This is a genomic window from Massilia sp. TSP1-1-2 (assembly GCF_049896185.1).
Taxonomy (GTDB): Bacteria; Pseudomonadota; Gammaproteobacteria; order Burkholderiales; family Burkholderiaceae_D; genus Telluria_A.
Genome location: NZ_JAFCTU010000018.1, coordinates 58997 through 73287, shown reverse-complemented (window position 1 = coordinate 73287; position 14291 = coordinate 58997). Strand labels below are relative to the sequence as shown.

Below are 14291 nucleotides of genomic sequence, written 5' to 3'. Positions count from 1 at the left end.
CATGACCAACAAGCGCCCGACGCTCTCCATCAAGCCCGCCGCGGCCAAGCCGGCTGCGCCCCGCGTTCGCGCCAGCTACGAAGTCAAGCCGGTGCTGCAGCCGGGCTACCGGCCCAACCTGAAGCCCGATTCGCTGGCGCTGGCCCTGCTGGGCGCGGCCAACGCGGTGGCCCAGGTGCGCGGCGGCGCGGCCTTGCCGCAGGCGCTGCTGACCGCCTTTGGCGTCACCAATGCCACGCCGCAGACCCGCGGCGCGATCCAGGACATCGCGTACCGCACCATGCGCCAGCTCGGGCGCAGCGAAGCGCTGCTCGGCCTGATGACGTCCAAGGCGCCGGAGCCGGCCATGCTCGCCGCGCTGCTGTGCTGCGCCATCTCGCTGATCGACTCGCCCGAGGGCGCCGCCGCCCCGTATGAAGAATTTACCGTTGTCGACCAGGCCGTGACCGTCGCCGCCTCGCATCCCGACATGGCGCACGCCAAGGGCATGGTCAACGCCGTGCTGCGCCGCTTCCTGCGCGAACGCGCCGAGCTGGTCACGCAGGTATTGACGCAGCCGGTGGCGCAGTATAACTACCCGCAGTGGTGGATCGACGCTGCCAAGGCCGCCTATCCGAGCGCCTGGCAAGCCATCCTCGCGGCCGGCAACGCGCAGCCGCCGCTCACCTTGCGCGTGAATGTCCGCAAGACGAGCGTGCCCGCGTACCTGCAACTGCTGCAGGACGCCGGCATTGGCGCCACCCAGATCGGCCCGTCCGCCGTGCGACTTGACAAGGCGATCGGCGTGGCCGCCATTCCCGGTTTCGACCAGGGTTTGAGCTCGGTGCAGGACGCCGGCGCCCAGCTGGCCGCAACGCTGCTCGACCTGCACAAGGGCATGCGCGTGCTCGACGCCTGCGCCGCGCCCGGCGGCAAGACGTGCCACATCCTGGAGCTGGCCGAGGTCGACGTCACCGCCATCGATTCGGACCCCAAGCGATTGGTGCGGGTCGAGGAAAATCTTGAACGCCTGGGTTTGAGCGCCACCCTGAAGGCCTTTGAAGCGCAAACCACAGTATGGTGGGACGGCCAGCAGTACGACCGCATCCTGGCCGACGTGCCGTGCACGGCCTCGGGCATCGTGCGGCGCCACCCCGACATCCGCTGGCTGCGGCGCAAGGGCGACACGCTCCAACTTGCAACACTTTCGGCCAAAATTCTCGACAATCTTTGGCAGATGCTGCGCCCGAATGGTAAATTGCTGTTCGTGACTTGCTCGATCTGGCCCCAGGAATCGGAGGCACAGGCGGCCGCTTTCGCGGTGCGCCACAATGCAACGCGCCTGGACGCGCCAGGCCAACTGCTTCCAGAGGGCAGTGCCAGTGCCGATCACGACGGTTTGTTCTACGCCCTGTTTCAGAAAAACGCGGCGTAACCGGTCTTCCGACAATGCGATCGACTTTTAAGGCTCTGGCTCACCTGTGATCTCACGCTTTCTCCGACTCCTTGCCTGCCAGCTGCTGCTGGTGTTTGCGTGCGCGCAGGCGCAGGCGGCGGACGGCATCGATATCACGCGCGCCAACATCGAGCTGTCCGAGGAAGGTTACCGGCTCTCGTCGGTGTATGCGTTCGAGCTCAATCACGGCCTGGAAGACGCGATCCAGCATGGCGTGTCGCTGTACTTCACCACCGAAGTGGAACTGACGCGCCCGCGCTGGTACTGGTATGACGAGCAGGCGGTCGACAAGCGTCAGACCACGCGCATCCACTACGACATCCTCACGCGTCAATACCAGGTCTCGGTACTGGGCAGCATGCAGCAAAGCTTCGCCACGCTCGAAGACGCGATGGTGCTGGTGCGCCGGCCGCCGCGCTGGATGGTGGCCCCGCGCGGGGCGCTTAAACCCGGCGAGACGTACGACGTCACGCTGCGCATGTTCATGGACCGCGAACGCCTGCCCAAGCCGATCCAGGTCAATGCCTCGAGCAATTCGCAGTGGCGCCTGGAGTCGCGCGATAAAAAGTTCCAGTACAAGGCCGAATAAGCCGTGAGCCAAGCCCTGCGCTACGCATTCATCGTCGGCGGCGCCATTGTCAGCATTTTGCTGTTCCTGCTGGCCACCGCGTCCTCCAATTCCGGATTTTTCGACCGCTATTATTCCTGGCTGCTGGGCCTCAACGCCGCCATTGCCGGCGCGCTGCTGCTGTTCGTGGTGGTGGCGCTGGCGCGTCTTTACGCTCGCTACAAGAGCGGCAAGTTCGGCTCGCGCCTGATGACGCGCCTGGTGCTGCTGTTCGCCGGCATCGGCATCTTGCCGGGGCTGGTGATCTTTCTGGTGTCGGTGCAGTTCGTCTCCCATTCGATCGATTCCTGGTTCAACGTCAAGATCGAGGCGGCGCTCGAATCGGGCGTGAACCTGGGCTTGGCCGCGCTCGACCAGTCGCTCGGCGAACTGGGCGCCAGCGCCGAAATCACCGCCACCACGCTGGCCGGCCAGGACCGCCCCAGCACCCAGGATATCCTGACCCGCCTGATCGGCGAGCGCGACGGCATGATCAGCGCCATGATCATCGGCGTGGACGGCAAGGTGGTGCAAAGCGCGGCGGCCAACCGGCGCCTGTCGCTGGCGCCCGACACGCCGACCGCGCCCATGCTGCTGCAGGCCGTGATGCCGGGCGGGTATGCGCGCACCGAAGGGGCCGACCGCGATTTCAAGGACGACAGCCCGGCGCTCGCCAATCAAGGCGCGGACGCTTCTCCCGGTCTGCGCCAGCGCGTGGTGCTGGCCATTCCCGAGCCGCCCGGCGCCCAGCCGCGCTTTTTGCAGGTGATCCAGTCGGTGCCGGCCAACCTGGCCACCAACGCCCAGGTGCTCTCGACCGCCTACACCGAATACCAGGAACGCTTTGTCGCGCGCGTGGGTTTGCGCCGTATGTACATCGAAACGCTGACGCTCACGCTGCTGCTTGCCATTTTTGGCGCCGTGGCGAGTGCCTTTGTGATTGCCGGGAACCTGGCCCAGCCGCTGCTGGTGCTGGCCGAGGGCACGCGCGCGGTGGCCGAAGGCGACTTGTCGCCGCGCCCGATCGTGGCCACGTCCGACGAACTGGGCACCCTCACGCAATCGTTCAACACCATGACCGGCCAGCTGTTCGAGGCCCGCAGTTCGGTCGAGCGCAACCGCGCCGCGCTGCAAAGCGCCAAGGCCCACCTTGAATCGGTGCTTGAAAATATGTCGGCCGGCGTGATTGTGCTGGACGCCGAATTTAACGTCGTCACCTCGAACGAGGCGGTCGAACGCATCTTGCAGCACAACGTGGCCCGTCACATCGGCCAAGGTCTTTCCAGCATCGAGGGCATGGACGCCTTTGCCGCGGCCGTCACGCGCGCCTTTTCGGCCCAAAGCGCGTCGGCCGCGGGCGGTGCGCGCAAGGTGGGGCACTGGCAGCAGGAACTGGAAATTCCGCGCCGGCTGGGCAGCGGGGAAGACCACGACATCACGCTGCTGGCGCGCGGCTCGCGTCTGCCGGTGCGCGCCGGCAGCGGCTTTATCGTCGTGTTCGACGATATTTCGGACGTGATCTCGGCCCAGCGCTCGATCGCCTGGGGCGAGGTGGCGCGCCGCCTGGCCCACGAAATCAAGAATCCCCTCACGCCGATCCAGCTGTCGGCCGAACGGATGCAGATGAAGCTCGAATCGCGCCTGGAGGGAAAGGACCGCGACTTGCTCAACCGCGGCACCACGACCATCGTCAACCAGGTCGACGCCATGAAGCGCATGGTTGACGACTTCCGCGACTACGCCAAGGCGCCGCCGGCAGTGCTGCAAAAGCTTGACCTGAACGCACTGATCGAAGATATTTTGCACATGTACCTGGCCGGCGACGGCAGCGACATCATCCACCCGGCGCTCGCGTCCGGCCTGCCGGCGGTGATGGGCGACCCGACCCAGCTGCGCCAGGTGATCCACAACCTGCTGCAAAATGCGCAGGATGCGATGAACGACCGCGGCCCGGATGCGCCGCCGGCGCACATTGACGTCACTACCGAGGCGATCCACTTTCGCAGCGCCGACGGCACCGCCGGCACTGCGGTGCGGCTGGCGATCGTCGACAACGGCCCTGGTTTCGCGCCCAAGATCCTGTCGCGCGCGTTCGAGCCGTACGTCACCTCCAAGGCGCGCGGCACCGGGCTGGGCTTGCCGATGGTGAAGAAAATCATTGACGAACATGGCGGGCGGATCGAGATCGCCAATCGCGCGGACGGAACTGGCGCATCGGTCTTGATTTTGCTGTTAAAGTTATGCATGGATAGTGTATTGGCTTAAGGCTGAATTCACGCATAGAATACGGCTCACCGGCATGCGCTGCATGCCGGGCAACCCGGCCAACCAGGAAGGCATATATAGATGGCGAACATTCTCGTAGTTGATGATGAAATGGGCATCCGCGAGTTACTCTCGGAGATCCTGGGCGATGAAGGCCATGCGATCACGCTGGCCGAAAACGCCCAGCAGGCGCGCGATGCGCGCGCGGCCGGGGCTCCCGACCTGGTGCTGCTCGATATCTGGATGCCCGACACCGACGGCGTTACGCTGCTCAAGGAGTGGCAGCGCGACGGTTTGCTGACCATGCCGGTCATCATGATGTCCGGCCACGCCACCATCGACACCGCCGTTGAAGCGACTCGCATCGGCGCGCTCAACTTCCTGGAAAAACCGATTGCCTTGCAAAAGTTGCTCAAGGCGGTACAGCAAGGCTTGACGCGCGCCCAGGAAGCGGTGCGCGCCCCGGCCATCGCGCCGCGCCCCATGCTCGCGCCCCAGCCGGAAGAAAACATCAGTAGCGGCGCGACCATGTTTTCGACCCAGCCACCGCAGTCGAGCGTGCCGGTGCGCATCGGCGGCATGCCGGCCGGCGAAGGCCATGGCTTTTCGCTCAGTTTCGACTTGCCGCTGCGCGAAGCGCGCGACGCGTTCGAACGCATGTATTTTGAACATCACCTGGGCCGCGAAGGCGGCAGCATGACGCGCGTGGCTGAAAAAACGGGCCTGGAACGCACCCACCTGTACCGCAAGCTCAAGCAGCTCGGCGTGGAGCCGGGCAAGCTTGCCAAAAAAGGGGGATGAACCCTCAACTGCCGTTGGCCCGGGTGCGCGCCACGCTGGTACCCGGCGCCACGGCGGCGCTGCGCGAAGCTGCGATCGCCGCCAGCGTGCCTGCCGGGCAGCGCTGCGCCGTCATCCTCGAGGGCTTGCCTGACGGGCATGCCGTTCTTTCTCCTACCTCCCTCCTCGATGTGCACAGAATTGCGCCCGCTTGCCTTTGCTGCACCGGCAATCTCGTTTTGCGTGTAACATTAAACCGGATACTTCGTTTGCGCCCCGAAAGATTATTTGTCGGAGTAGCAAGTGTTGACCACCTTGATCAGTTGCGATCGTGGCTGCAAAACCCGCCATACGATCAGCTGTTGGAACTGACCCCGGACTTGCCAAGCACTTGAAAACGGTCCGGTTAGCCCCACCTTTGCTTACAAGAGCGAAGTGGAAAGTCTGATCGAGCGAAGGAGTGAGCATGAACATGATCTACAACAGCGAGCAGTACAGCGTGGTCGAATTCGGCGTCGATCATAACCTCGAGGCCCTGCGTTTCGGGGGCTATGAAATCGTCGACAAATCCGGCCGCTGCGAAGCTTTCATTTGCGGCAAGCTGGCCCAATCCTTCAGGCGCGACGTCAACAACCTGATCGCCAGCGAACCGACGATGGAAGAAATCGACGAGTTCCTTGGCTCGTATGATTCGCTGATGAGCCAGCCGGTCTTGCTGCATTAAAAGTAGTGCTGCGTAGTCAGTCTGCCTTGCAAGGCAGACTGACTACGCAGAGGCGCGGCGGCGCCGTGCCATGGTATTCTTGCGCCATGTGCCAATTACTCGGAATGAACTGCAATGTCCCTACAGACATTGTTTTTAGCTTTACCGGCTTCGCCATGCGGGGCGGGCGAACCGATACCCACCATGACGGCTGGGGCATCGCGTTTTTTGAAGGCGCCGGCGTGCGCCATTTTGTCGACCACCAGGCTGCCGTTGCATCGCCCGTCGCCGAACTGATCAAAAGCTTCCCCATCAAGTCAAAGAATGTCATTGCGCATATCCGCAAGGCAACGCAAGGCAAGGTTGCGCTGGAAAATTGCCATCCGTTCGTGCGCGAACTGTGGGGCCGCTATTGGGTGTTTGCCCACAACGGCGACTTAAAGGAGTTCGCGCCCACGCTTAACGGGCCCTTCCGCCCGGTAGGCAGTACGGACAGCGAGCAAGCTTTTTGCTTCCTGCTGCAAGAGTTGCGCTCCCGCTTCGGCGACCAGGCGCCTGCGCTGCCTGCGCTGCGGGCAGCGCTGGCCGAGTTGGTGCGCATCATTGCCGAGCACGGTACCTTCAACCTGATGCTATCGGACGGCTCGGCCTTGTTCGTGCACTGTTCCACCAGCCTGCACTATGTCGTGCGCCAATATCCTTTCGTCACCGCTAAATTGTCGGACGAAGATGTGACGGTTGATTTTTCACAAGTAACGACGCCTCAGGACCGGGTGGCGATCATCGTGACCGAACCGCTGACGACCAACGAGACGTGGACCAAGTTTGCTCCCGGCGAAATGAAAGTATTCGTCGACGGCTTGCCTGTGTGAAGCTGATAGCAAAATAGTCACAAATGCCACGGTTTCGGGTACATTAGCACTCTTGTTACTTGTCAACAGGGATGCCGATGAACGACCCGACCTTGAGCGCTCCCGCGCGTGACTTTTATCTGGCGCGCCAACCGATCCTGGACCGCAAGCAAGCCTTGTTTGGCTATGAACTGCTGTTTCGCAGCACGGCCGCCGGCCCCGCCAATGTCGACACTGCCATCGCCGCCACCGCCAGTGTGATCGCCCACGCCGCCCAGCTCGGGCTGGAACGGGTGATCGGCGACGCCCTGGGCTTCATCCATGTCGACGCCGAAGTGATCATGAGCGACATTTTCGTGTTCATGCCGCGCGAAAAAGTGGTGCTTGAAATCATGGACAGCCTGCCGGTGACACCGCCCGTGCTGGCGCGCATCACTGAGCTGATGCACCATGGTTTTCGCTTCGCGCTCGGCGACGTGGTGCGCGATTCGCCTGACCTGCAAAAGCTGCTGCCCTTCATCGATTTCATCAAGCTCGACCTGCGCGACATTGCCGCCGCCGATGTGGCGCGCCTGGCCGCGCTGTTCAAGCAGGGCAAGAAGAAGCTGCTGGCCGAAAAAGTGGAAACGCGGGACGATTACACCGCCTGCCTGGGCCTGGGCTTCGATTATTTCCAGGGTTTTTATTTCGCCACACCCGCCATCATTCGCGGGCGCAAGCTCTCGCCGTCGCAGCTGGCGGTGATCGAACTGATGGCGCTGGTGACGTCCGACGCCGACAACGTCGCCATCGAGCGCGCCGTCAAGCGCGACGTAACGCTGGGACTGAATTTGCTGCGGCTGGTCAATTCGGCCGCGATCGGGGCGCGCTACCGCATCGATTCGCTCAGCCAGGCCATCAACGTCCTGGGGCGGCGCCAATTGCAGCGCTGGCTGCAGATCATGCTGTACGCCGAACCGGCGCGCGCCGGCGCCGGCATGACGCCGCTGCTGGCGCTGGCCAGCACGCGCGCTCGCATGCTCGAATTGCTGGCGCAGCGCCTGCGCCCGGGGCAGCGCAGCGTGGCCGATGTCGCTTTCACGGTCGGCATCATGTCGCTGATAGACACGCTGTTCGGGATCGACATGCAAGAGATCCTGGCGCAGATCCCCGTGATCGACGAAGTGGCCGACGCGCTGCTGCGGCGCAGCGGCTTTTTCGGCGAACTGCTGCACCTGGCTGAATGCATCGAGCGCATGGAAGAAAAGGAGAGCCTGGTGGCGCCGGCCTTGCGCCAGCTCGCGCTGTCAACCGACGAGCTGGTCGAACTCGAAGTGGCCGCCTTTGAATGGACTGACAACGTTGTACGCTTTGCCATCTGACTTTTTTTGATCGGACCTTTGCATGACCCTTTTACTCAATGTGTGCGGTTTGTCCAAGTTGTACGGGGAGCGGCGCGCCGTCGACGGCGTCTCATTCCAGGTGCAGTCGGGCCAGACGGTCGGCTTGATCGGCCCCAATGGCGCCGGCAAGTCGACTACGGTGGGCATCGTGTGCGGCTTGCTGCGCGCCGATGCCGGCAGTGTAGAACTCGATGGCGTGGCGATCGGCGCGGGCGCGTCGGACGTCAAGCGCAAGATCGGTTTTGTGCCGCAGGACCTGGCCCTGTACGAGGATTTGTCGGCGCGTGAAAACCTGCGCCTGTTCGCCGCCCTGTATGGCATCAAGGGCGCGCAGATGACGGCGCGCTGCGACAAGGTGCTCTCGCTGGTCAACTTAAGTGACCGCGCGGGCGACAAGCCATCCACCTTTTCGGGCGGGATGAAGCGGCGCCTGAACATCGCCGCCGCGCTGATGCACGACCCGCAATTGCTGATCCTTGACGAGCCGACCGTGGGCGTGGATCCGCAAAGCCGCAACGCGATTTTCGACACGCTGGAAAAGCTCAAGGCGATGGGCCGGTCGCTGATCTACACCAGCCACTACATGGAAGAAGTGGAGCGCCTGGCCGACCATATCGTCATCATCGATCATGGCAAGGTGCTGGCCGACGAGAGCCCGGAAGCGCTGTACCGGCGCCTGCCGTCGCAGGCGGCGCTGAGAATCGAGCTGGCCGATGGCGCGCCTAAGGCGCTGGTCGACGCCCTGGCGGCGCTGCCGGGCGTCACAAGCGTGCATGCCGGGCCGGGCGGACTCGACATCGCGCTGGGCACCGGCGCTGACGCGCTGAGCGTCATGGCGTGGCTGCACGGGCAGGGTTGCCGCCCGCTGCACTTTGCCACCGCGCGGACCAAGCTCGAAGACATTTTCCTCAACCTGACCGGGCGCTCGCTGCGCGACTGACATGACTGCTTTTATCGCCCTGGTGCGCAAGGACCTGCTGCTGTTTTTCTCGGACCGGCGCGCGCTGCTGGTCAACCTGGTGCTGCCGATCGTGATCGCCACCTTCTTTGGCTACCTGTTCGGCGGCTCCGGAAAATCGGAGACCAGCCGGATCGAGGTCGCGCTGGTGCAGCTTGACGCCGATCCGGTGTCGGCAAAGATCGCCGCCGGCTTGAAGGGCGACGCCAGCCTGGCCGTGAGCGAGATGACGCTCGAGCAGGCGCGCAAGGAAGTGGGCAAGGGCAGGCAAAAGGCGGCCATTGTGATCCCCCGCGGTTTTGGCCAGGCGGCCGGCGCGGCGCTGTTCGGCGCCGGGGAAAAGCCGGCGATCGCGCTGCTGTACGACCCGTCGCAGCAGGTAGTGCTGGCGATGGTCAAGGGCATGCTCACGCAGCAGGTGATGCAGGTGGTCAGCGCGGAGATGTTCAATGGCCAGGCGGGGCAGGATTTCACCGGCAAGAGCATGGCCGCGCTGGACCAGCGGGACGACCCGGACAGCGTGGCGCTGAGGGAAATGCTGGGCAGCGTGAACAAATACCGGCAGCGTCCGCAAGCGGCCAGCGGCGGCGCCAAGGGTGCGCTGTCAACGCCGTTTTCGACCAGCGAAGAGCAGGTCAGTTCCGGCAGCAAGCTGGAAGGCTACAACGGCTATGCGCATTCATTTGCCGGTATGGGCGTGCAGTTCATCCTGTTTCTGGGGATCGATATCGGCATCGGGGTCCTGCTGGCGCGGCGCAGCGGCATTTTCAACCGCTTGCTGGCCGCCCCCGTCAGCCTGCAGACGGTGCTGCTGGCGCGCGCGGCGTCGGCGGCGGTGATTGCCTTGTTCTTGCTGTGTACGATCTTCGCGTTTGCGGTGGCGGTGCTGGGGGTGCGCATTAGCAATCCGGTCGGGTTTGCCGGCGTGGCGATCGCGTTTTCCGTGCTGACGGCCAGCTTCGGGCTGTTCATCGCCGCGTTCGGCAAGACGCCGGAAGCGGCGCGCGGGATTGCCGTGTTTGCCACGCTGATCATGGTGATGCTGGGCGGGGCGTGGGTGCCGTCGTTCATGTTCCCGGCGTGGGTGCAGTCGGCGGCGACGGTGGTGCCGACCAAGTGGGCCATTGACGGTTTTGATGCGATGACGTGGCGCGGGCAGGGGATGGATGCGGCGCTCATGGCGATCGGCGTGCAGCTGGCCTTTGGCGCGGTGTTCGGGCTGCTCGCGCTGTGGAAGTTCAAGCGCGAGCAGCGCGGCTGACGGGGGGCGATGCCGGTTGGAACAGCATCTCCCTGCCACATCGTCCTCGCGCACGCGGGGACCTATGGAACAGTTGCTCAGTTAAACCGTTCTATGGGTCCCCGCGTGCGCGAGGACGATGTAGGGGCGGACTGCCTGGCTGGGATCAGGACAGGTTAGGCGCCAGCCAGCGCTCAAGCACCGCCTTGTCGACGCCGCGCCGCGCCGCCATATCGTTCAACTGGTCTTCGCCGATCTTGCCGACGACGAAATACTTCGCTTCCGGATGCGCGAAATAAAAGCCGGACACGGCCGCGCCAGGGAACATGGCGAACGACTCCGTCAGTTCCATGCCGATCTCCTGCGCCTGCAGCGTCTTGAACATGTCGGCCTTGACGGTGTGCTCGGGGCAGGCCGGGTAGCCCGGCGCCGGGCGGATGCCGGCATAGCGCTCGGCGATCATGTCTTCATTGTTTAAGTCTTCACCGTGGGCGTAGCCCCACAGGTCGGTGCGCACGCGCTCGTGCATGTATTCGGCGAACGCTTCGGCCAGGCGGTCGGCCAGGGACTTCAACATGATCGACGAGTAGTCGTCGTGCGCGTCTTCGAAGCGCTTCTCGTATTTTTCGATGCCCAGGCCGGCCGTCACCGCAAACAGGCCGATGTAGTCGTTCACGCCCGACGCTTTGGGCGCGATGAAGTCGGCCAGGCACTGGTTGGGGCGCTGCACGCCGTCCACCAGCGGTTTGACGCCCTGCTGGCGCAGGCCGTAATAGGTGAACGCCACGCTGGTGCGCGATTCGTCGGTGTAGACTTCAATGTCGTCGTCGTTGACGCTGTTTGCCGGCAGCAGCGCAATGACGCCGTTGGCGCTCAGCCAGCGCCCTTCAATGACTTTTTTCAGCAACGCCTGGCCTTCGGCAAAGACCTTGCTCGCTTCAACGCCCACCACCGGATCGGTCAGGATCGCCGGGAACGGGCCGGCCAGGTCCCAGGTCTGGAAGAACGGACCCCAGTCGATGTAGCGGGCCAGCGTGGCCAGGTCGACATTCTTGAATTCGCGCCGGCCGATGAATTTCGGACGTACCGGCGCAAAGCCGAGCTTCATCTTGTTGGCGCGCGCGGCGGCCAGCGACAGGATCGGCAGCGCTTTTTTATTCGCGTGCTGCTCGCGGATGCGCACGTAATCAAGCTCGATGTCTTCGATGTACTTGTCGCGGCTCTCGGGCGTGAGCAGCGACTGGGCCACCGACACCGAGCGCGATGCGTCCGGCACGTACACCACCGGGCCTTCATAGTTGTGCGCGATCTTGACGGCGGTGTGGGCGCGGCTGGTGGTGGCCCCGCCGATCAGCAGCGGGATCTTCAGCATCCGGAAGTGCGGGTCGCGCTGCATTTCCTTGGCCACGTGCGCCATCTCTTCCAGCGACGGCGTGATCAGGCCCGACAGGCCGATCATGTCCGCGTTTTCAACCTTGGCGCGCGCCAGGATCTCGGAGCAGGGCACCATCACGCCCATGTTTACGACCTCGAAGTTGTTACACTGCAGGACCACGGAGACGATGTTCTTGCCGATGTCGTGGACGTCGCCCTTGACCGTGGCAATCACGATTTTGCCCTTCGGCTTGGCGACGATGCCGGTGCGCTTTTCCTCGAGCTGCTTTTCTTCCTCGATGAATGGAATCAGGTGCGCCACGGCCTGCTTCATCACGCGCGCCGACTTGACCACCTGCGGCAGGAACATTTTGCCCTGGCCGAACAGGTCGCCGACCACGTTCATGCCATCCATCAAGGGGCCTTCGATCACGTGGATCGGGCGCCCGCCGTTGCCCAGCAATTCCTGGCGCGCTTCTTCGGTGTCCTCCACGATCCACTGCGTGATGCCGTGCACCAGCGCGTGCGACAGGCGCTGCTGCACCGTGCCTGCGCGCCATTCGAGGTTCTGCTCCTGCTGCTTGCCGCCGGCTTTCAAGGTGCCGGCAATGTCGATCATGCGCTCGGTCGAATCGGGGCGGCGGTTCAGCACCACGTCTTCGACCCGCTCGCGCAGCTCGGGCGCGAGGTCGTCATACACGCCCATCATGCCGGCGTTGACGATCCCCATCGTCATGCCCGCCTTGACCGCGTGGTACAGGAATACGGTGTGGATCGCCTCGCGCGCCGGGTCGTTGCCGCGAAAGCTGAACGACACGTTCGACACGCCGCCCGAGATCTTCGCGTGCGGCAGGTTGTCCTTGATCCAGCGCGTGGCGTTGATGAAGTCGACCGCGTAATTGTTGTGCTCTTCGATGCCGGTGGCAATGGCAAAGATGTTTGGATCAAAAATGATGTCTTCGGGCGGAAAGCCGACCTGCTCGGTCAGCACCTTGTAGGCGCGCGCGCAGATTTCCGTCTTGCGCTCGAAGGTGTCGGCCTGGCCCTTTTCATCGAACGCCATGACGATGACGGCGGCGCCATAGCGGCGGCACAATTTGGCCTGGCGGATGAATTCTTCCTCGCCTTCCTTCATCGAGATCGAGTTGACGATCGCTTTGCCCTGAACGCACTTGAGGCCCGCCTCGATCACCGACCATTTGGACGAGTCGATCATGATGGGTACGCGCGAAATGTCCGGCTCGGAGGCGATCAGGTTCAAGAAGCGAACCATCGCCGCCTGCGAGTCGAGCATCGCCTCGTCCATGTTGATGTCGATGACCTGGGCGCCGTTTTCCACCTGCTGGCGCGCTACCGACAGCGCTTCGTCGTACTGCTCATTGAGAATCATGCGCGCGAACGCCTTGGAGCCGGTGACGTTGGTGCGCTCGCCCACGTTGACGAACAGCGAATTTTCATCGATCGTAAACGGTTCCAGGCCCGACAGGCGTTGTGCGACCAAGATGTCCGGGACCACGCGCGGCGCGGTGGCGGCCAGCATGTCGGCGATCGCCTTGATGTGTTCCGGCGTGGTGCCGCAGCAGCCGCCGGCGATGTTGACAAAGCCGCTGTCGGCAAATTCGCGCAGCAGCGACGAGGTGTCGGCCGGCAGTTCGTCAAAGCCGGTGTCGCTCATGGGGTTGGGCAGGCCGGCGTTCGGGTAGATGCAGACGAAGGTGTCGGCGATTTTCGAGAGCTCTTCGGCATAGGGGCGCATCAGCGCCGCGCCCAGCGCGCAATTCAGACCAATGGTCAGCGGCCGGGCGTGGCGCACCGAGTTCCAGAAGGCGGGCACAGTCTGGCCGGACAGGATGCGCCCCGAAGCGTCGGTGACGGTCCCCGAAATCATCAGCGGCAGGCGCTGTTGCTGGGGGTTTTCGTCGAAGTACAGGTCGATGGCGAACAGTGCCGCCTTGCAGTTGAGCGTGTCGAAAATCGTTTCGACCAGCAGGATGTCGGAGCCGCCGGCAACCAGGCCGCGCACCTGCTCATGGTAGGACGCGACGAGCTGGTCGAAGGTGACGTTGCGCGCGGCCGGGTCGTTGACGTCGGGCGAGATCGATGCCGTCTTGGGCGTGGGCCCGAGGGCGCCGCAGACGAAGCGCGGCTTGTCGGGCGTGGAGTATTTGTCGCAGGCGGCGCGCGCCAGCCTGGCCGCTTGCACGTTCATTTCAAAGGCCAGGTGGGCCATGTGGTAGTCGTCCTGCGCGATCCCGGTCGCGCCGAAGGTATTGGTTTCGATCATGTCGGCGCCGGCCGCCAGGTAGCGCTCGTGAATTTCCTGGATGATGTGCGGCTGCGTCAGCGTCAGCAGTTCGTTGTTACCCTTGACGAACAGTTCGCGCGCGCCGCTGCCGGACGGGGCGGCAAAGGTGGCGAAGCGGCCGTCGGCGCCGCCGCGATAGGCTTGCTCGTCTAGTTTGTACTGCTGGATGATGGTGCCCATCGCGCCGTCGAGGATCATGATCCGGCGCGAAAGAATGTCACGCAGCAGGGTTTCAGTCGGAGAGACGGCGGAGGTGGGGGTGTTCATCTGTGTGCTTTCTGTTGGCGAAACGGCCGGGACGGGACCGGGTCCAAAATTATACGTCAACAATGCCGAATGGATTTTGGAGGGCGCCGTTTTGTATCTTTATGTATTGCCGAACCGGTTTGAT

Annotated in this window: 11 protein-coding genes; 10 read left to right on the top strand and 1 reads right to left on the bottom strand. The window is 63.7% G+C overall.

Annotated elements, in window-relative coordinates:
- Window position 1 precedes the first annotated feature (1 nt).
- From rsmB to ACP7BV_RS16365, 10 genes are all read left to right on the top strand, one after another.
- Entirely contained in the window at window positions 2–1414 is a 1413-nt protein-coding gene (gene rsmB / locus ACP7BV_RS16410; protein ID WP_426105324.1) for a 16S rRNA (cytosine(967)-C(5))-methyltransferase RsmB, read from the top strand.
- A 46-nt stretch (window positions 1415–1460) separates the two neighbouring features.
- Window positions 1461–2024, top strand: coding sequence for a DUF4390 domain-containing protein (locus ACP7BV_RS16405; RefSeq protein WP_426105323.1), 564 nt, complete (start codon window positions 1461–1463; stop codon window positions 2022–2024).
- A 3-nt stretch (window positions 2025–2027) separates the two neighbouring features.
- Window positions 2028–4307: an ATP-binding protein gene (locus ACP7BV_RS16400; protein WP_426105320.1), complete on the top strand. Its 2280-nt coding sequence runs from the start codon at window positions 2028–2030 to the stop codon at window positions 4305–4307.
- A gap of 81 nt (window positions 4308–4388) precedes the next feature.
- Window positions 4389–5108 (top strand): response regulator, encoded by a 720-nt coding sequence (locus ACP7BV_RS16395; RefSeq protein ID WP_426105319.1) that lies wholly within the window; start codon window positions 4389–4391, stop codon window positions 5106–5108.
- Entirely contained in the window at window positions 5105–5482 is a 378-nt protein-coding gene (locus tag ACP7BV_RS16390; protein ID WP_426105318.1) for a GTPase, read from the top strand. Before ACP7BV_RS16395 ends, ACP7BV_RS16390 begins: the two co-directional genes overlap by 4 nt.
- Window positions 5483–5553: 71 nt before the next feature.
- On the top strand, window positions 5554–5811 hold the full coding sequence (locus ACP7BV_RS16385) for a BTH_I0359 family protein (RefSeq protein ID WP_219882611.1): 258 nt from the start codon (window positions 5554–5556) through the stop codon (window positions 5809–5811).
- An 86-nt stretch (window positions 5812–5897) separates the two neighbouring features.
- Complete coding sequence (locus ACP7BV_RS16380) at window positions 5898–6662, top strand: class II glutamine amidotransferase (RefSeq protein WP_426105316.1); 765 nt, start codon at window positions 5898–5900, stop codon at window positions 6660–6662.
- A 77-nt stretch (window positions 6663–6739) separates the two neighbouring features.
- A complete protein-coding gene (locus ACP7BV_RS16375; protein WP_426105315.1) occupies window positions 6740–8002 on the top strand; it encodes an EAL and HDOD domain-containing protein in 1263 nt (420 codons plus the stop codon).
- Window positions 8003–8024: 22 nt separating this feature from the next.
- The gene (locus ACP7BV_RS16370) at window positions 8025–8963 is read left to right on the top strand and encodes an ATP-binding cassette domain-containing protein (protein ID WP_426105314.1); all 939 of its coding nucleotides are present in this window, start codon (window positions 8025–8027) and stop codon (window positions 8961–8963) included.
- Window position 8964: 1 nt separating this feature from the next.
- Window positions 8965–10242, top strand: coding sequence for an ABC transporter permease (locus tag ACP7BV_RS16365; protein WP_426105313.1), 1278 nt, complete (start codon window positions 8965–8967; stop codon window positions 10240–10242).
- A gap of 145 nt (window positions 10243–10387) precedes the next feature.
- Here ACP7BV_RS16365 and metH read toward each other — a convergent pair whose 3' ends face one another.
- Window positions 10388–14167, bottom strand: a complete 3780-nt coding sequence (gene metH / locus ACP7BV_RS16360; RefSeq protein ID WP_426105312.1) for a methionine synthase — start codon at window positions 14165–14167, stop codon at window positions 10388–10390.
- Between the last annotated feature and the right edge of the window lie 124 nt (window positions 14168–14291).